The organism is Agrobacterium sp. ST15.16.024, assembly GCF_027956545.1.
Classification (GTDB): domain Bacteria; phylum Pseudomonadota; class Alphaproteobacteria; order Rhizobiales; family Rhizobiaceae; genus Agrobacterium; species Agrobacterium cucumeris.
Genome location: NZ_JAQKGO010000001.1, coordinates 843,789 through 861,311 on the forward strand (window position 1 = coordinate 843,789; position 17,523 = coordinate 861,311).

Here is a 17,523-nt window from a genome sequence, read left to right on the forward strand (position 1 = left end):
ATGGTGCCCTTTGTTTAGTCTTTGTGAAAATGAGTGGATTTGCGAATTCCGGTTCTCACGCGCCCATGATCAGCTTGAAGGCGATGGCCCACATGGTGACCGCAATGACGCCTTCGAGAATGCGCCAGGCGGAGGGTTTCTCGAAGATCGGCCGCAGCCAGCGCGCGCCATAACCCAGCGAAAAGAAGAACAGCACCGAGCCGGTGGCCGCACCTGCCGCAAAGGTCTTTTCGAAGCCGGGAAATTGCGTCGAGATGGTGCCGAGCAGCACGACGGTATCGAGATAGACATGCGGATTGAGGAAGGTGAGCGCCAGACAAATGGCCAGCGTCTGCCACAGGCTCGCCTCCTGCCGCTCGGCCACCGACAGTGCTTCGGAAGATCGCAGCGCCGAATGCAGGCTTTTGGCGCCATACCAGATGAGGAAGGCAGCCCCGGCATAACGCATGATGGGATCGAGCGCCGGCATGACGGCGCTGATCCGCTGAAACCCGAAAACGCCAACGGTGATCAGCAGCGCATCGGCAATGGCGCAGGTGGCGCAGACCGCAAATACATGCGAGCGGGCCAACCCCTGCTTCAGCACGAAAGCATTCTGCGCGCCGATGGCAACGATGAGGCTGAGGCCCATTGTCAGGCCGGTGAAGAAGATTTGGATGTCCATGCGTGTCGCGGCCCCTGCCTCTTTCCATGTATAATGGCCGAAGGCGCTGCTTTCGGACCGACTGCTTGGATATTTGGGTGGAATGGTTTAATCCAGTTAAATAAACTCAATCCAGATAAGTCTAGCTAATGTCTTGCCATGTCATTTCGCATACTGCTTTTCTGAGGCGCTGCCTCCTCTCAACCCTCATTCTTGTGCTTGTCACAGGAATCCAGCCAACCCAAGTCCTTGGGCTGAGAAGACTCTTCCAGCGTGCAGACACGCGTCGACTGGATTCCTGTGACAAGCACAGAAATGAGGGGAGGAGAGCACGTCAAGAATGGCCTGGAGCGGCGTCCCAACCACATAAATCCCAACCTCCCCATTCGGTGCCCTAATGCTCGATTACCCTTCCATGCGCGCCGTGGCGCTCGTTGCCCAGACCGGCAGTTTCGAAAAGGCCGCGCAGGTGCTGTGTGTCACGCCTTCGGCCGTCTCGCAGCGCATCAAACAGCTGGAGGAGCGGCTGGGCGTGGTGCTGATCGTGCGCGGCAACCCTTGCGTGGCGACGGAAAAGGGTGAGTGGCTCTGCCGGCATATGGACCATGTCGGCATGCTGGAAAGCGAATTGTTCCGCCAGCTGCCGGCATTGGCGGAAGCGGGATCGGGGCAGGAGCGCGTGACGCTCAACATCGCCACCAATGCCGATAGCCTCGGCACCTGGTTTCTGGATGCGGTTTCGAAATTCACCGGCAGCAACGATTATCTCGTCAATATCCCAGTGGATGATCAGGATCACACGGTGGAATGGCTGCGCGGAGGCAGGGTGCTTGCCGCCGTCACCGCCCATGCCAAGCCCGTGCAGGGCTGTCGCGTCACACCCCTCGGTGTGCTCAGATACCACGCGACCGCCAGTCCGGATTTCATGACCCGCCATTTCGCCGATGGCGTCACGCCCGCAGCCCTTGCCCACGCCCCGGGACTGACCTTCAACCAGAAGGACAGGCTGCAGGCGAGCTGGATCAGGCAGGCGCTGGGAGAAGACGTCTCCTATCCCACCCACTGGCTGCCTTCGACCGATGGTTTCGTGAAGGCAAGCCTTGCGGGCATGGGCTGGGGGCTTAATCCGGTGCAACTGGTGGCGGAGCATTTGAGGGAAGGCCGGCTGGTGGAACTCGTTCCCGGCACGCCGCTCGATATTCCGCTTTACTGGCAGGTCAATCGTCTGGCCGCCGACCGTTTGGACGCGCTGACGTCGCATATGGTGGAGACGGCGAGGGCGGTGTTGTTGCGGTGAGCGCTGGGTGCTCGATTTGCAGAGAAGGGGGCTATGGAGTGTGTGGCTCACCCCCCTCTGTCCTGCCGGACATCTCCCCCACAAGGAGGGAGATCGGCAAGACGCTCTACCACTACTTCAATCTCAACGGTTGAGATGGGCGAGACATAGCCTCGGGTCGATCTCCCTCCTTGTGGGGGAGATGTCCGGCAGGACAGAGGGGGGTAAGCCACACACTCCAACAGAACTTTTCAGGCAATGCGCCAGACCTCACCGCCGCGTCGCATCCTCCGCGCCTTCCCGCAGCGACGCATCCGCCACCTTCTGCGTCGTCACGCTCAACGCTGAAGCATCCTTCATCTTTTTGGCGATGGAGCGAATGACGCGTGTCGCCTCTGCTGAAAGCGAACGTGGGCGAGTGAGTGCCGGCATGGCCGGTGTGCTGGCGGATGCGGATGCGACTTCTGCCGAGGGTTGCGGGCGGGCGCCCGTCGGCAGCGGATTCTGGATGCCGGGGATCGGGCGCAGTTCCATGCCCTGATGGGCGTAGTCCATCAGCCGCTTGTAGGTCATGGCGGGAAGCGCGCCGCCGGTCATGTTGTTCATCGGCGTGAACTCGTCATTGCCGAACCAGACGGCGGTCGTATAGTTGCCGGTAAAGCCCACATACCAGGCGTCGCGATAGGCCTGCGACGTGCCGGTCTTGCCGCCGGAGACGATGCCGTTATCCAGCGCGCCGCGCCGGGCCGTGCCCATCACCGGAATGGTCACCAGCATCTGATTCATCTTCGAATTGGCGTCTTCGGAAAGCACCCGTTTGGCGGGCGGCTCGTCATGACTGAAATCGTAGAGAACATTGCCCTCGTAATCCATCACCTGCTCGATGCCGTGGCGGCGCGACTGCATGCCATCGGCCGGGAACACGGCGTAGGCCGTGGCCTGATCGAGAACGGTGACCTCCGAAGTGCCGAGCGGAATGGTCTTGTCGCTGCGCAGTGGCGTGGCCACGCCCATGGCCTTGGCGGTATCGACGATCACCTGCGTGCCGAGCACATCCTTGGCGAGGCGGACCGGCACGGTATTGTAGGATTTGGCGAGCGCCATCTGCAGCGTCACCTTGCCGGCATAGGAACGGCCGTAATTCTGCGGCGACCAGCCGCGCCATGTCACCGGTGCGTCAGAAATCAGCGTTTCCGGCTTCATGCCCTTTTCCATGGCGGCCGAGTAGGTATAGACCTTGAAGGAGGAGCCCGGCTGGCGAAGGGCTGCGGTGGCGCGGTTGAACTGGCTTTCGCCATAGTCACGGCCGCCGACCATGGCGCGCACGCCGCCGCCGTTTTCAATCATCACCATTGCGCCCTGCTTGACGCGGTAACCCTCGCCATATTCACGCAGCTCCATTTCCATCGCCTGTTCAGCCGCCTGCTGCAGGCCGGTATCGATGGTGGTGCGCACGACGACGGTGTGGTCCTTGAACTTGCCTTCGGCGGCCAGCCGCTGCACCTCGTCAAAGGCCCAGTCGAGGAAATAATCCGGCGCTTTCACATCGGCGCGGTCGATGACGGTGGCCGGGTTGCGCCGCGCGCCGATCACCTGGCCCTCGGTCATCAGCCCGCTCTGCACCAGGTTGGAAAGCACGGTATTGGCGCGGGCGCGCGCCGCCGGCAGGTTGACATGCGGCGCATATTTGGCCGGCGCCTTGAACAGACCGGCGAGAATGGCGGATTCCGAAAGCGTCACGTCGGTCAGGTTCTTTCCGAAATAAAACTGCGCCGCCGCAGCAGCACCAAAGGTACCGCCGCCCATATAGGCGCGGTCGAGATAAAGGCTGAGGATTTCCTTCTTCGACATGTTGCTCTCAAGCCAGAGCGCGAGGAAGGCTTCCTTGATCTTGCGCTCCAGCGAGCGCTCATTGGTGAGAAACAGGTTCTTGGCGAGCTGCTGCGTCAGCGTCGAGCCGCCCTGCACCACACCGCCGGCGCGGGCATTTTCGCTCATGGCGCGGGCAAGGCCGATGAAGTCGATGCCGAAATGGTCGAAGAAGCGCCGGTCTTCGGTCGCCAGAACCGCCTTGATGAAATGATCAGGCATCTGGTCGATCGGCACGCTGTCTTCGTGGATGATGCCGCGATGGCCGATGGTGTTGCCGTAACGGTCAAGGAAGGTGACGGCGAAATCGCCGCGATAACGCCAGTCCTTCTTGGTCTCTTCGAAAGCGGGCATGGCCAGCGCCAGAAGCACGACTGCACCTGCCGTTCCGAAGGTCAGCGCATCACAGGTCAGGTTGACGACAAGTTTCTTCCAGCCGCGCACATGCAATTTGCGCGAGGCGATGGTGACGTCTTCCCAGAAATCCACCAGCCGTGCCGCAGCCGTCCACAGGCCGCTATCGATGAAGCTATCGATCCGGAGCAGGATATGCCGCTTTTTGCGGCCGTTTTTATCGTCTTTTTCTTCCTGCACCTGGTGATGTTTTCCTGTTCAACGCAACGCGGCCCGTCGATATGCCTGCCCGATATTCCCGCTCCAACCCATTCCCGACGCAAAAGCGTGGCATGGTTATGTCGGAATTGCTTGACGTGGCGACTTCTTGCGGGCCAATGACCCTCAGCCGCCGCCAATATGCTAAAATATCGTACAAACCAGCCCTTGGCGATACGATATAAAGGATTAGGGACCGGTTAAACACTCCCGTCCAAGAGATCAAAATGAAACGGAAATGTTAACGATGAATGACGCGCCGTTCTGGAAAACCAAATCGCTCACCGAGATGACCGGCGAGGAATGGGAAAGCCTGTGCGACGGCTGCGGCCTGTGCTGTCTCAACAAGCTGGAAGACTGGGACACCGGCGAAGTGGTGTTCACCTCGGTACGCTGTGTGCTGCTTGACGGTGAAAGCTGTCGATGCTCCGACTATGAAAACCGCCGCGCCACCGTGCCGGACTGTATCCAGCTTGACCTGAAGAAGGTGCATGAGATCGGCTGGCTGCCGCCCACCTGCGCCTATGCGCTGGTACGTGATGGCAAGGATCTGTACTGGTGGCACTATCTCGTCTCCGGCGACACGGACACGGTGCATCAGGCCGGCATTTCGGCACGCGGCAGAACCGTCAGCGAGGCCGATGTGGATGTTGACGACTTCGAGGATTATGTGGTCGATTGGCCCCTGACAGTGGGTGAGAGGGCAGGCGAAAAGGAACGGACTTCACGGAAAGTGTGATTTTTCGTTTTGGTCCTATTCCTGCCCCATCAGTCACCTAAGGCATATCGCCCGAAAGTGTTTTGCGGTTTCGGGAAAACGATACGCCTCAAACAATGACCGCTCTCACCATTCAGGCAAATGATCCGCAAAATGCGGACGAGGGACATCAAAACGCATGCGCTACCGGCTGCCCGCCATCGTTCTTTCGTGCCTTGCCCTTCCGGGCTTCCTGCCGCTTTCCGCTTCCGCCCAGCAACAGCCGCAGGCGTTTGAATGCACACTGGTCACCTCCATCGAGACGGGGGCGGTCATCAACCAGCAGGGCGCCTGCGACCAGCGCGTGGCGCCCGCCTCCACCTTCAAGGTGCCGCTGGCGCTGATCGGCTATGATTCCGGCATCCTTCAGGATGAGAAGTCGCCCGCCTGGGACTGGAAACCCGGCACGGAGGCCCGCGCTTCGGACCGCAAGACGGTTGATCCCACCATATGGGAGCAGGATTCGGTGCTGTGGTACTCACGCGAAGTCACCCGCCGTCTCGGCCCGGAAAAATTTGCCGCTTATGTGAAGCGCCTCGGTTATGGCAATGCCGATGTCTCCGGCGAACCGGGCAAGAATAACGGGCTGACCCATTCCTGGCTTGGTTCGTCTCTGACCATCTCACCGGTGGAGCAGGTCGGCTTCATCCGCCGTCTGCTGGCCGGCAATCTGCCTTTTTCCCGCGATGCGCAGGCAAAGACCCGGGCGATCGTGCCAACGTTCGATGCGCCGGAAAGCTGGGCAGTGCACGGCAAGACCGGGACCGGCTATATGCGTGATGAAAAGGGCAATCCCGACCGAAACCGTCCTTTCGGCTGGTTCGTCGGCTGGGCGGAGCGGGAAGGCCAGCACATCGTTTTCGCAAGGCTGCGCGTTTCCGACAAACCATCCAACGAACCGCTCGGCCCCGCCGTACGCGACGCCTTCCTGCGCGATATTCCGCGGCTGGCGGTGCACCGGTAAGAACGGCGCGGCCGAAATGCCCTGAAAAAAGGACATCAGGAAATGTCGAACGCCTCCCGCGATGTCATCGGGCTTTATACCGAACACGGCGCTGATTTCGACAAGGAGCGCGGCCGGTCCCTTGCCGAAAAACCATGGCTGGACAGGTTCGCCTCGCTTTTGCCCGGCGGCGGTTCCATTCTCGATATCGGCTGTGGTTCCGGCGAACCGATTGCCGGCTATTTCATCGCCAATGGCTATGACGTCACCGGCATCGACGCGTCCCTGCCGCTGATCGAACTTTGCCGCAGCCGGTTTCCTGAAAATCTCTGGGCGGTTGCCGATATGCGCGAGCTGGCTCTCGGTCGCCGTTTCGACGGTTTGATCGCCTGGCACAGTTTTTTCCACCTGAAGCCCGAAGATCAACGCCTGATGTTCGGCATTTTCCGCCAGCACGCCAACGACGGTGCTGCCCTGATGTTCACGGCCGGGCCGGGACAGGGCGAAGCGATAGGCACGTTTCACGGCAAGCCGCTTTATCATGCCAGCCTTGCACGCGAAGATTATGAGAGCCTGCTCGCCGCACACGGGTTCCGGCTTCTCGATCACACCGTCAATGACCCGCAATGTGGTGGGGCAACGGTTTATCTCGCCAGACGCGTGGCGGCCTGAGAGGCGAATGCGCGGTTATCGGACACAAAGGTAAACGACGGAAATCCCTGCTTTTATGGCTGGTGCCAGTGCTCACGATTGTGTGTTCAACAAAAAGCTTGCCCACACCTTGACCTTCCCATCATGGGAAGCCCTACATAGGGTCTCGAAAGGGGATTTCCCATGAACGAGACAGTCAGACACGCCCATTCGAACCAACCGGTTTCCATTCCCGTGGAAGGCATGACCTGCGCGTCATGCGTGCGGCGGGTGGAAACGGCCGCGGCCAAGGTGCCGGGCGTTGCATCAAGCTCGGTGAACTTCGCCACGAAGAAGCTCACCGTCGAGCCCGTCGAGGGCTTTTCTGCCAGAACGCTCGGTGCCGCCATCAAGAAGGTCGGTTACAATATCGCACCGGACCGGCATGAATTTGCCGTCGAAGGCCTGCGCACCGATGCGGATGCCGGGCGGTTGAAAACCATTCTGGACGCCGTCGCCACTACTGTCGACGTGAAAGTGGACGCTGCTGCCGGCAAGGTGGCGGTGGAAACCATCGGTGGCCGGCGTGAGCGGGATGCGCTGGTGGAAACGGCAAAGCTCGCCGGCTTTGCGCTGACGACGCGCAAGCCGCACGATCATTCCGCCCATCAAGACTCCAACCAGCACCAAAGCCAACACCAAAGCCAGCACCATGGACATCATCAGGGCCACAGCCAGATGGCGATGGCCGGCGAAAGCGGCGGCCATGACCATATGCAGCATGCAGGTGAAGAGGGCGCGCTGAAACGCGACCTGACGATTGCCGCCATCCTGACCGCACCGCTTTTCGTGCTGGAAATGGGCGGCCATCTCTATGAGCCGATGCATCACTGGCTGATGGGCATCATCGATACGCAGAACCTCTATTACATCTATTTCGTGCTGGCGACGGCGGTGATCTTCGGGCCGGGCCTGCGCTTTCTCAAGACCGGTTTTCCGGCCCTGCTGCGCGGCGCGCCGGAAATGAACTCGCTGGTGGCGCTGGGTGTCACGGCGGCCTATCTCTATTCCGTGGTGGCAACCTTCGCGCCCGATCTGCTGCCGGCAGAGGCGCAATTCGTCTATTACGAGGCGGCCACCGTTATCGTGACGCTGATCCTCACCGGACGGCTTCTCGAAGCCCGCGCCAGTGGCCGCACGGGAGACGCCATCCGCAAGCTGATGAGCCTGCAGGCAAAGACCGCCCGGGTGGAGCGCGACGGTGCGACCATCGATATTTCCCCTGACGATCTGGTGACGGGCGATATCGTCGTCATCCGTCCCGGCGAAAGGCTGGCGGTGGATGGCGAAGTCGTCGAAGGCTCGTCCTATGTCGATGAGTCCATGATTTCCGGCGAACCCGTGCCGGTGGAAAAGACGGTCGGCGCAGCGGTCGTCGGCGGTACCATCAACAAGACCGGCGCCTTCAAGTTCAGGGCAACCAAGGTCGGCGCGGATACCATGCTGTCGCAGATCATCCGCATGGTGGAGGAGGCGCAAGGCTCCAAGCTGCCGATCCAGCTGCTGGTCGACCGTGTTACCGCGCTGTTCGTGCCCGTTGTCATCGCGATTGCCGTGCTGACCTTCATCGTCTGGGCGATCTTCGGTCCTGAGCCCGCCTATACTTTCGCGCTGGTCAATGCGGTCGCGGTGCTCATCATCGCCTGCCCCTGCGCCATGGGTCTCGCCACGCCGACCTCAATCATGGTCGGCACCGGCCGGGCAGCGGAGCTGGGTGTGCTGTTCCGCAAGGGGCAGGCATTGCAGGAACTGCGCTCTGCGCAGATTGTCGTGGTCGACAAGACCGGCACTGTGACCAAGGGCCGCCCGGAACTGACCGATCTGGTGGTTGCGGAAGGGTTTGCCGATAACGAAGTGCTGGCGCTGGTCGCCGCCGTCGAAGGCCGTTCGGAACATCCGATTGCCGAAGCCATCGTGCGGGCTGCGGAAGAAAAGAAGGTGGCGACCCCTGCAGGGCTAGAACCTGCGACCGTCGAGAACTTCGAAAGCGTGACGGGTTATGGCATCGCGGCCACCGTCAATGGCCGCAGGGTCGAAGTCGGCGCGGATCGTTACATGGCCAAACTCGGCCATTCCGTGGAGATTTTCGCTGAAGCCGCCGCAAGGCTGGGTGACGAGGGCAAGACGCCGCTTTATGCCGCCATCGACGGCAGGCTGGCGGCTGCGATTGCCGTCGCCGATCCGCTGAAACCCTCGAGTGTGACTGCCATCAGGGCGTTGCAGGCGATGGGCATCGAAGTCGCGATGGTGACGGGCGACAATGAACGCACGGCGAATGCAATCGCCCGGCAGGTCGGCATCTCCCGCGTGGTGGCTGAAGTGCTGCCCGAAGGCAAGGTGAAGGCGATCCATGAAATGCGCGCCGGCGGCAAGGTGCTGGCTTTTGTCGGTGACGGCATCAATGACGCGCCGGCGCTGGCCGAGGCCGATATCGGCATCGCCGTCGGCACCGGCACGGATGTCGCCATCGAAAGCGCCGATGTGGTGTTGGTTGGCGGTGATCTTCTGGGGGCGGTCAATGCCATCGAGATGAGCCGGGCGACCATGCGCAACATCAAGGAAAACCTGTTCTGGGCCTTCGGTTATAACGTGGCGCTGATACCGGTTGCAGCAGGCGTGCTTTATCCCGCCTTTGGCATCACGCTGTCGCCGATGATCGGCGCGGGCGCGATGGCTCTGTCCAGCGTCTTCGTTCTTGCCAATGCGCTGCGGTTGAAACGGGCGAAGGTCGCTCACAGGGAGGTGACGTCGTGAATATCGGCCAGGCATCGGAAGCATCGGGCGTTTCCGCCAAGATGATCCGTTATTACGAGCAGATCGGCCTCATCACCCCCGCCGCCCGCACCGGCAATAATTACCGGGTCTATGGCGAGCAGGACGTGCACAATCTGCGCTTCATCAAACGGGCGCGCACGCTCGGTTTCTCGCTGGAAGAAACCGAGACGCTGCTGAAACTCTGGCAGGACAAGAGCCGTGAGAGTTCGGCGGTGAAGGAGATCGCGCTCGTCCATATCGCCGATCTCGAGCAGAAGATCGCCGAGATGAAGAGCATGGTGAAGACGCTGTCCCATCTCGCCCATTGCTGCGGCGGCGATAACCGGCCCGATTGCCCCATCCTCGATGATCTCGCCGGCGCTGAAAAGAGCGTCGGCGAGCAGGTAAGAACCCACTGAACTGCAATGACAGCCGGCGCGACCATATCGCTACCGGTCAAAAGGAGAAAAAACCATGACTGCAACCACCTTCCTCGTGTCAGACATGACCTGCGGCCATTGTGAAAAGACCCTGCGCGGCGCTCTCGCTGACGTGCTGCCCGACGCGTCTGTCAGCATCGATCTCGCCACCCACAAACTCACGGTGACGGGCGACGCCGCAACGGCGGAAGCAGCGATCCGCGATGCCGGTTATTCGCCGGAGCGGGTGGGCTGAAAGTCATTGTTGCTGGAATGAATATGGAGGGTGTGCTACTGAGTAGCATCACCCTCCATGCAAAAGGAGTGCCGCAATGTCCGTCAAGGCGTCCGTATCCATTTCCGATCAGCAGGATAGCTTCGCCCGCCGGCTGGTGGAGGAGGGGCGTTATGCCAGCCTCAGCGCCGTGGTCCAGCGCGGGCTGGAACTGCTTCGGCAGGAAACCGAACTAAAGGACGCCGAAATCGCGGCGCTTCGTGACTTGCTGGCTGAACGCGGGCAGGGGGAGTTCATCTCCGTGGAGGATGGCAAGGACAGAACCGCGGCCATGATCGCGGCCAAAAAGGCCGGCTATGGCCTTTAAGGTCCTGCGTTCGACACAGACGGACAAGGACCTCGGTCTCATTCTCGACCATCTCGTCCAGTCCTATCTCGATCTTGGCGATGCTTTGCCGGCCGCATTCACGCGGGCGGCGCGACGGGTGGGATCGATTGAGGCGGATATGGACGCTCTTCACAAAGCGCCGTTTCAGGGAACGCTGACACCAGAATTGCTACCCGGCCTTCGCCGGGTAACGAAAAATCAGGCAGTTTTTTATTTCGATGTCGATGAGGGCGAAAAGACCGTGCGTATTCTTGCCGTCTTCTTCGGCGGGCAGGACCATCAGCGCCATATGCTCAAGCGCCTTGCATAAGGCTCCGGCAGCCCGGGTCAAACCTCGTCGAACGCCCCGCCTTCCCGCGAGGGATTGCGGTTGATCACCCGTTCTTCCGCATCGTCGGGAAGGGCCTCGTCGCTTTCCTGATAGGGGTCATCCTCGCTCTCGGCCTCTTCCTCCTCGATTTCCTGTTCGATGGATTGCGGGATTTCTCCCTTGGCCGGAAGCGCATCGACGTCGAGATCGAGCAGATCCTCGTCCATGGCGTCTTCGTTGAGCGGCATGATTTTCTTGCGGTCCATGACGATATCCTTTCTATCGGTTCTTCAGCAAACGGCCGGGCGGGGGCGGGGTTCCTGCCGGCAGCCAATTCCTTCAAAGCAAATTGCGTGAAAAGCCGTCTTGACCTCAATGGTGCTTGAGGTTCTAGTTTGCCCGCCGTATCGCAAAAATGGAAAGGATACGGCTTTGACGAGTGTGGAAATGACGGAGAAAAACGGCTGGGGCGAATTACTGAGCGGAGCGAACCTCTCGCTTCTGACCGTCATTTCCTCCGGTATCGGCCTGCATGCCTTCAACCAGTTCGCGGTGGTGACGGCCTTGCCTGTCGCCGTCAACGAAATTGGCGGTGCTGCCTATTACAGCTGGGCCTATAGTCTCTATTTCGTTGGTTCCGTGGCGGGCGGTGTTACCGCCGTGCTGTTTCGGGAGCGTTTTGGCGCCCGCGCCGTTTTGCTTCTGTGCTGCCTGATCTTTTCTTTCGGTTCGATTCTCTCCGCAATCGCCGGGGATTTCTTATGGGTGGTCGTCGGCCGGGCGTTGCAGGGGCTGGCCGACGGGTTGATCGTGGCGGTGTGCTACAGCCTTATACCGGCCGGTTTTCGCTCCGGCCTGTTGCCGAAGGTCTTTGCCATAGAGGCGGCGATCTGGGCGGTCGCGTCCTTTATCGGCCCGCTGACCGGCGGTTTCGCTACCGAACACCTGTCCTGGCGCGCCACCTTCCTGCTGTCGGCGCCGCTGATCGTGTTGCTGCTGGCCTACACGACCGTCGCCGTTTCCGCCGAGCGTCCGGTGGCGGCGACGCGCAAACCACTGGTGCCGCTGGTTCTGTGCCTGGTTGGCGCACTTGCCTTTTCCGCGCCTTCCGCCTTCGAGGATGCGAGCCTGCGGGCAATCTCGCTGCTGGCAGGTGCTGCGCTGTTATGGGCCTCGCTGCGGGTGGGCATCCGGCCTTCTTCCGGCCTGTTCCCGAAAGATTCCTTCCGGTTGAAGACGGTGCTGGGCAGCGGTTTCTGGGTATTGTTCCTGATGTCCTATGCCCATGCGCTCGGCAGTGTCTATCTCGCTTATGTCGCCATCAATCTGTGGCACTATGAGCCAACCTTCGCCGGTTTCATCGTGGTGACGATGCCGCTTGCCTGGAGCTTCGTGGCGATGCTGATCGGCAGCTTGCGCTCGATCCGCCTGAGAGAAATTTGCCTGCATTATGGCCCTTACCAGATGGTACCGGGCTGCGCCCTGCTGGGGCTGGGGCTTGCAAGCGGAAACTGGGGCGAGATGTTGCTCGGGCAAATCCTGATCGGGTCTGCCTTCGGCATGTCATGGGCCGGCATCAGCCAGGCCGCCATGGAGGCAGCCCCGGAGGAAGAGCGCAAGATGACGGGTGCATTGCTTCCCACGGTCGCGACGCTGGGGGCGGCGGCCGGTGCGGGTGCGAGCGGCACCGTCGCTGCCGCCACCGATCTCGTTGCGCAGATCGAGCGGGCGGATGTGACGATGCCGATGGCCTATCTTTACGGGCTGGGTGCTGCCGTCTCACTCATTGCGCTCCTTACCGCCCGCGGTCTGAGAAGCGCACGCGGCTGAGCACAGGTTCCGGGGAGGGCGAGGGGGCTAAGACTGCGTGGCGGCGATGGTGATCGCCGCCAGATAAACGACGAAGGACATGATGGCGATCGCGCCGATAATGACGACGATGCCTTTGCCGGCACGTTTTTTCTCCGCCTTGTTTTCATTGGCTTCGGTCGGAAACAGAATGGGGTCGCTGGTATCGCGGATTTTGGTCATGCCGTTTCTCCTTTTGGCGAACTGGTCGGCTGTTGCTGGTCTATCAACCGCCATATCCGCCAAAAGGTTCCTCAGGGTTTGAGCGCCCAGCTGGTCGCGTGCACCACCGCACCGGCAGCCGCCTTCAGCAGCGCCGAACGCACGGGTTCGAATCCCTCGATGCGTTTTGTGCCCACATATCGACCGCGATTGGCGAAGACTTCGATGGAGCCATAATCCAGGAAAATACGGATGCGTGAGGCCCGTGCGCCCTTGGCGATATAATGCGGCGAGGGACCATCGCGCCCGTCTTCATGACGAATCCAGAGGCCGGTTTCATCGGAAACGAGACCGAGCGTGACCGTCGGATGCTCAAGCGCCAGTTCGAATGGCGCGCCAGCCTCGGCAAGCTCGATCAGAATTTCCACCGCGCCGTTGATGAAGGTCACACGTTCGCCGGCGGCAAGGCGCGTGCGGTCGAGAATATGGCTGCGCAGGCTTTCCGCAGCTCCGATGGGCGGGGTCAGAAGCTCGCCGTTGACGTAATGAATCCGGCGCGGCAGCGTCATGGAGGTGGGAAAATCGATCTCGGGGCTGGCATCCGCCCAATTGGCGAGCCAGCCGATGCCGATGATGCTGTCGCCATCCAGAAACGCCTGAAAGGCGTAATTATCGGTGCCGAAATCCAGTTCCTGACCGGATTCCTTGGTGAAGGCCTTGCCGTCGAACCAGCCGACATCGGCCATGGTGAGGTTCTTGCGGCCGGTTTCCGGGTCTTCCGAATGCATCAGCCCATAGATCAGCACCCAGCGGGTGGAGCGGGCATTGGCCGGGCCGTCCAGCGGCAAGAGGCAGGGGCATTCGATCGCCGTGGTCTTGTAGCGCGTTTCCACCCACAGTTTGCCGACATAGGTCCAGCCGGATGCGGCGGTGGGGTCCAGCGTCTCGTAAAGCAGAATGACGCCACCGCCATCGCTCTGGCTGCCAAGCAGCATTTTCCACAATCCATCGGGACCACGAAAGACGTAAGGATCGCGGAAATCCGGCGTCAGCCCCTGTCCGTCCGGGCGTTGGGCGAGAATGACCTCTGCCTGCCCGGCCATGATGAGATCGGCGGAGGTGGCGGTCAGCTGGATCTGCTGTTCGGGAATGCGGTCCTGCACCTGTTCGGTGAAGAAGACGCGGATGCCGGTGCCTTCGACCAGCGGAATGGTGGAGCCGGAATAAGCCCCGCCGCGCTTGTCCGGCCGCGTCGTCAGGTCTTCGGAGGGGAACAGGAAGATCGGCAGATGCCGCCAGCGCAGATAATCCGACGAGACTGCATGGCCCCAATGCATCGTGTTCCAGCGCAGTCCATGCGAATAATGCTGGTAGAACAGATGCGGGCGGCCTTCGAAACGGCCAAAGCCATTAGGATCGTTCATCCAGCCAAACGGCGGGCGGAAGTGATAGCTATCGGGCAGCTCGGGAGCGGCATTGTCGGGCTTGGTATGAACGACGGTGATGCCGGTCTCGAGCACATCGGAAGCGGTAAACCAGTAGATGACGGAAACGGCTGTCGTCACCGTATCGTAACTCAGTTCCACATGGCCGCCGCCGAACACCTGATAGATTCGAAAACCGAACTCTTCCGTGTTGACGCTTGAAACTTCAGCGAATTTTCCATTCTGGTTGGAGAAGGAGACGGCGCCGGGTTCAGCGGTCTTTTTCGCCTTCAGCCAGACATGGAAGGTGGCGTTGACCGGCAGGTCGGTGTGGAGGGTGCGGATGGCGCTTTCCGGCTCGGCGTTTAAGGCTTCAACGACGGTCATTCCCGTTCCTTTCGTTGCTGCAATTCTGGTTCAGAAAACGCAACGAATGGGACGAAAGAAAGTTCAACCGCCGTAGCTTTCGCCCACGTGGGTTATTGGGCCTGTTCCTGCGCTGCGGTTTCGTACTTGCCGTCCAGTTCGAACACCAGCCCATCGGGATGATAGAAGGTGCGGCCTTCACCGGAAAAATAGGCCGCGACGATCTGGTTGGTCAGGCGCGAGCCGAAGCCCGTGCGTGTCGGCGCGCTGACGGGTGGCCCGCCTGTCTCGCGCCAGCGCAGTTCGAAACGGTCGTTCCTGTCCAGCGTCCAGCGAATATCAACACTGCCGCGTTCATTGGAAAGTGCGCCATATTTCAATGCATTCGTGGCCAGTTCATAAACCGCCAGCGACAGGCCGAGCGCCTGTTGCGGGGCGATGTCCACGTCCGGTCCGGAAATCGTCACCCGCGCCCTGTCATCGAGATGAGGATAGACGGAATCGCAGACAAGGGCGGTGATGCCGGCGCCTTTGCCCGACGCGTGCATGAGGTTCTGGGCGTTGCCGAGTGCGGCGATGCGCTTCTTGATCGTGTCGCGCGCTTCTTCCAGCGTCTGGGAATGGCGCATGGTGGCGCTGACGACGGCCGTGGTGATCGCCATGGTATTCTTGACCCGGTGGACGAGTTCGCGCCGTAGCACTTCTTCACGTTTGCGGCCTTCCACCGTCGCCGTCGTCTCGATCGTGATGTTGATCAGCCCGGCGACATTGCCGTCATCGTCATAAAGCGGGCTGTAGGAAAAGGTCCAGTAGGTGTCTTCCGGATAACCGTTGCGATCCATGACGAGATGCAGGTCTTCGGCAAATGTGCCCTTGCCGGACAATGCGGTTTCCACAAAATGTTTCACATCGTCCCAGACGTCGGACCAGATGACATGAAACGGCTTGCCGAGCGCATCCCGTTCCTTGAGACCCAGAAACGGCCGATAGGCATCATTATAGATGATGTTGAGATCGGGGCCCCAGAACAGGCAGATCGCGTGGCCCTGCTTGAGCATGGTCCGCACCGTGGTCTTCAGCGCGACGGGCCATGTGTCCACCGGTCCCGCCGCCGTTGATGCCCAGTCGAAAAGCCGGATGGCTTTGCCCATTTCACTATCGTCATCGGGGAAATGCGGCACGAACTCATCCTGTAGCGCGGGGCTGATTACCCCATCTATGTAGGGACTAATACCCCCCGAGTTCAAACTGAATTTCTCTAAAGCTTGGCGCGGCCTGTCGAATTTGCCGCTGGCACCCTCGCAACCGGGCGCAAAAACCGCCATATCAGGCAAAAGCAGGGAGTTTAACCGTGATCAGATTCGACAATTCCTATGCCCGCCTGCCGGAACGGTTCAGCGCCGCCGTGCTGCCGACGCCGGTGAAGGCGCCGCGCCTCATCGCCTTCAATCGCAAGTTTGCAGACGAACTCCTTCTGGATGTTTCCGGCCTTGACGATGAAAGGCTGGCGGCGATCTTTTCCGGCAATGTCGTGCCGCAGGGGGCAGAGCCGCTGGCCATGGCCTATGCCGGCCACCAGTTCGGCGGCTTCGTGCCGCAGCTGGGCGATGGCCGCGCCATTCTTCTTGGCGAAGTCATCGACAAAAGCGGCAAACGGCGGGATATCCAGCTGAAGGGCTCTGGTCCTACGCCCTTTTCGCGCCGCGGAGACGGGCGTGCGGCGCTCGGGCCGGTGCTGCGGGAATATATCGTCTCCGAAGCGATGCATGCGCTTGGCATTCCCGCCACGCGGGCCTTGGCGGCGGTTCTGAGCGGCGAAAGGGTGCAGCGCGAAGTGGGCCTGCCGGGTGGCGTCTTCACCCGCGTTGCGGCAAGCCACATCCGTGTCGGCACCTTCCAGTTCTTCGCCGCGCGAGAGGATGACGAAGCGATCAGGAACCTCGCGGATTACGTGATCGATCGCCATTATCCCGAGGCAAAAACCGCTGACAATCCTTACCTCGCTTTGCTGCGCGGCATCGCTGAAAGGCAATGCGACCTCATCGCCCGCTGGATGATGGTGGGCTTTATTCATGGTGTGATGAATACCGACAATATGGCGATCTCCGGCGAGACCATCGATTTCGGCCCCTGTGCCTTCCTTGATGAATACCACCCCAACAAGGTGTTTTCCTCCATCGATGCGCAGGGTCGTTATGCCTATAATAACCAGCCGGGCATCGCCCAATGGAACATCGCCAGGCTGGCGGAATGCCTGTTGCCGCTGCTCGATCCTCAAGTGGAAAAGGCCGCCGAACTTGCCAATGCCGTGCTGGCCGATTTCGCCGCTGCCTTTCCCAAACGCTGGCTGGCCGGCATGCGCGAAAAACTCGGCCTGACGCTGGAAGAGGAAGGTGATCTCGATCTCGTGCAGGCACTTCTGGCTCTGATGCAGGCATCGGAAGCGGACTACACGCTGACCTTCCGGCGTCTTTCCCACGCGGCGAATGGCGATGCCGAACCATTTCGCGGCATGTTCATCGATATTGCCGGTGCGGACGAATTTCTCGCCCGCTGGCGGGAGCGCTCCGGCCGCGAGGATATTTCCGATGCCGACAGGTCACGGGCGATGTTATCAGTCAATCCGGCGGTCATCCCGCGTAACCACCGTATCGAGGAACTGATCGAGGCGGCGGTGGAGGACGATGATTTCGAGCCGTTCCACGCCATGCTGACGGCAATCGCGACGCCTTTCGAGGAGCGGCCGGACAATTTTGTCTATATGCAGCCGCCGATGAGCCATGAGCGGGTGTTCAGGACATTTTGCGGGACGTAACCAAAGGTCGAT

Annotated in this window: 17 protein-coding genes; 11 read left to right on the plus strand and 6 right to left on the minus strand. The window is 60.7% G+C overall.

What is annotated here, in order from left to right; genetic code table 11:
- Positions 1-55 precede the first annotated feature (55 nt).
- Positions 56-664, minus strand: coding sequence for a LysE/ArgO family amino acid transporter (locus PL640_RS04165; protein ID WP_271360888.1), 609 nt, complete (start codon positions 662-664; stop codon positions 56-58).
- A 376-nt stretch (positions 665-1,040) separates the two neighbouring features.
- On the opposite strand from PL640_RS04165, the gene PL640_RS04170 reads away from it, so the two are divergent.
- Positions 1,041-1,940, plus strand: coding sequence for a LysR family transcriptional regulator ArgP (locus tag PL640_RS04170; protein ID WP_271360889.1), 900 nt, complete (start codon positions 1,041-1,043; stop codon positions 1,938-1,940).
- A 249-nt stretch (positions 1,941-2,189) separates the two neighbouring features.
- Here PL640_RS04170 and PL640_RS04175 read toward each other — a convergent pair whose 3' ends face one another.
- Positions 2,190-4,382 carry a transglycosylase domain-containing protein gene (locus PL640_RS04175; protein WP_142839374.1) on the minus strand — a complete coding sequence of 731 codons (2,193 nt, stop codon included), beginning with the start codon at positions 4,380-4,382 and terminating at the stop codon, positions 2,190-2,192.
- Positions 4,383-4,647: 265 nt separating this feature from the next.
- On the opposite strand from PL640_RS04175, the gene PL640_RS04180 reads away from it, so the two are divergent.
- From PL640_RS04180 to PL640_RS04215, 8 genes are all read left to right on the plus strand, one after another.
- Entirely contained in the window at positions 4,648-5,139 is a 492-nt protein-coding gene (locus PL640_RS04180) for a YcgN family cysteine cluster protein (RefSeq protein WP_269698456.1), read from the plus strand.
- Positions 5,140-5,296: 157 nt separating this feature from the next.
- Positions 5,297-6,121 (plus strand): class D beta-lactamase, encoded by an 825-nt coding sequence (blaOXA, locus tag PL640_RS04185; RefSeq protein ID WP_271360890.1) that lies wholly within the window; start codon positions 5,297-5,299, stop codon positions 6,119-6,121.
- Positions 6,122-6,163: 42 nt separating this feature from the next.
- Positions 6,164-6,772, plus strand: coding sequence for a class I SAM-dependent DNA methyltransferase (locus PL640_RS04190; protein ID WP_271360891.1), 609 nt, complete (start codon positions 6,164-6,166; stop codon positions 6,770-6,772).
- Positions 6,773-6,934: 162 nt separating this feature from the next.
- Positions 6,935-9,544 carry a heavy metal translocating P-type ATPase gene (locus PL640_RS04195; protein WP_271360892.1) on the plus strand — a complete coding sequence of 870 codons (2,610 nt, stop codon included), beginning with the start codon at positions 6,935-6,937 and terminating at the stop codon, positions 9,542-9,544.
- Positions 9,541-9,963 carry a Cu(I)-responsive transcriptional regulator gene (gene cueR, locus PL640_RS04200; protein ID WP_269698453.1) on the plus strand — a complete coding sequence of 141 codons (423 nt, stop codon included), beginning with the start codon at positions 9,541-9,543 and terminating at the stop codon, positions 9,961-9,963. Before PL640_RS04195 ends, cueR begins: the two co-directional genes overlap by 4 nt.
- Before the next feature lie 55 nt (positions 9,964-10,018).
- Positions 10,019-10,219, plus strand: coding sequence for a heavy-metal-associated domain-containing protein (locus tag PL640_RS04205; RefSeq protein ID WP_269698452.1), 201 nt, complete (start codon positions 10,019-10,021; stop codon positions 10,217-10,219).
- A 76-nt stretch (positions 10,220-10,295) separates the two neighbouring features.
- On the plus strand, positions 10,296-10,565 hold the full coding sequence (locus PL640_RS04210) for a ribbon-helix-helix domain-containing protein (RefSeq protein ID WP_149898877.1): 270 nt from the start codon (positions 10,296-10,298) through the stop codon (positions 10,563-10,565).
- Positions 10,555-10,896 carry a type II toxin-antitoxin system RelE/ParE family toxin gene (locus tag PL640_RS04215; RefSeq protein ID WP_269698451.1) on the plus strand — a complete coding sequence of 114 codons (342 nt, stop codon included), beginning with the start codon at positions 10,555-10,557 and terminating at the stop codon, positions 10,894-10,896. Before PL640_RS04210 ends, PL640_RS04215 begins: the two co-directional genes overlap by 11 nt.
- Positions 10,897-10,913: 17 nt before the next feature.
- Here the strand turns inward: PL640_RS04215 and PL640_RS04220 are convergent, their stop codons facing one another.
- A complete protein-coding gene (locus tag PL640_RS04220; protein ID WP_149898879.1) occupies positions 10,914-11,162 on the minus strand; it encodes a hypothetical protein in 249 nt (82 codons plus the stop codon).
- Between the two features lie 181 nt (positions 11,163-11,343).
- On the opposite strand from PL640_RS04220, the gene PL640_RS04225 reads away from it, so the two are divergent.
- Entirely contained in the window at positions 11,344-12,726 is a 1,383-nt protein-coding gene (locus tag PL640_RS04225) for an MFS transporter (protein WP_271360893.1), read from the plus strand.
- A 27-nt stretch (positions 12,727-12,753) separates the two neighbouring features.
- Here PL640_RS04225 and PL640_RS04230 read toward each other — a convergent pair whose 3' ends face one another.
- From PL640_RS04230 to PL640_RS04240, 3 genes are all read right to left on the minus strand, one after another.
- Positions 12,754-12,927, minus strand: a complete 174-nt coding sequence (locus PL640_RS04230; protein WP_142839384.1) for a hypothetical protein — start codon at positions 12,925-12,927, stop codon at positions 12,754-12,756.
- Positions 12,928-12,998: 71 nt separating this feature from the next.
- Positions 12,999-14,717, minus strand: a complete 1,719-nt coding sequence (locus PL640_RS04235) for a glycoside hydrolase family 32 protein (RefSeq protein WP_271360894.1) — start codon at positions 14,715-14,717, stop codon at positions 12,999-13,001.
- A 92-nt stretch (positions 14,718-14,809) separates the two neighbouring features.
- Positions 14,810-15,877: a sensor histidine kinase gene (locus tag PL640_RS04240; protein WP_271360895.1), complete on the minus strand. Its 1,068-nt coding sequence runs from the start codon at positions 15,875-15,877 to the stop codon at positions 14,810-14,812.
- Between the two features lie 173 nt (positions 15,878-16,050).
- Here PL640_RS04240 and PL640_RS04245 point away from each other — a divergent pair, with 173 nt between their 5' ends.
- A complete protein-coding gene (locus tag PL640_RS04245; RefSeq protein WP_271361450.1) occupies positions 16,051-17,511 on the plus strand; it encodes a protein adenylyltransferase SelO in 1,461 nt (486 codons plus the stop codon).
- Positions 17,512-17,523: the final 12 nt, after the last annotated feature.

Coding starts and splice junctions, on each gene's coding strand:
- PL640_RS04205 (WP_269698452.1), top strand. CDS start 10,019: ATGACTGCAACCACCTTCCTCGTGTCAGACATGACCTGCGGCCATTGT.
- PL640_RS04195 (WP_271360892.1), top strand. CDS start 6,935: ATGAACGAGACAGTCAGACACGCCCATTCGAACCAACCGGTTTCCATT.
- PL640_RS04215 (WP_269698451.1), top strand. CDS start 10,555: ATGGCCTTTAAGGTCCTGCGTTCGACACAGACGGACAAGGACCTCGGT.
- PL640_RS04165 (WP_271360888.1), bottom strand. CDS start 664: ATGGACATCCAAATCTTCTTCACCGGCCTGACAATGGGCCTCAGCCTC.
- PL640_RS04190 (WP_271360891.1), top strand. CDS start 6,164: ATGTCGAACGCCTCCCGCGATGTCATCGGGCTTTATACCGAACACGGC.
- blaOXA (WP_271360890.1), top strand. CDS start 5,297: ATGCGCTACCGGCTGCCCGCCATCGTTCTTTCGTGCCTTGCCCTTCCG.
- PL640_RS04210 (WP_149898877.1), top strand. CDS start 10,296: ATGTCCGTCAAGGCGTCCGTATCCATTTCCGATCAGCAGGATAGCTTC.
- PL640_RS04230 (WP_142839384.1), bottom strand. CDS start 12,927: ATGACCAAAATCCGCGATACCAGCGACCCCATTCTGTTTCCGACCGAA.
- PL640_RS04170 (WP_271360889.1), top strand. CDS start 1,041: ATGCTCGATTACCCTTCCATGCGCGCCGTGGCGCTCGTTGCCCAGACC.
- PL640_RS04180 (WP_269698456.1), top strand. CDS start 4,648: ATGAATGACGCGCCGTTCTGGAAAACCAAATCGCTCACCGAGATGACC.
- PL640_RS04225 (WP_271360893.1), top strand. CDS start 11,344: ATGACGGAGAAAAACGGCTGGGGCGAATTACTGAGCGGAGCGAACCTC.
- PL640_RS04235 (WP_271360894.1), bottom strand. CDS start 14,717: ATGACCGTCGTTGAAGCCTTAAACGCCGAGCCGGAAAGCGCCATCCGC.
- PL640_RS04220 (WP_149898879.1), bottom strand. CDS start 11,162: ATGGACCGCAAGAAAATCATGCCGCTCAACGAAGACGCCATGGACGAG.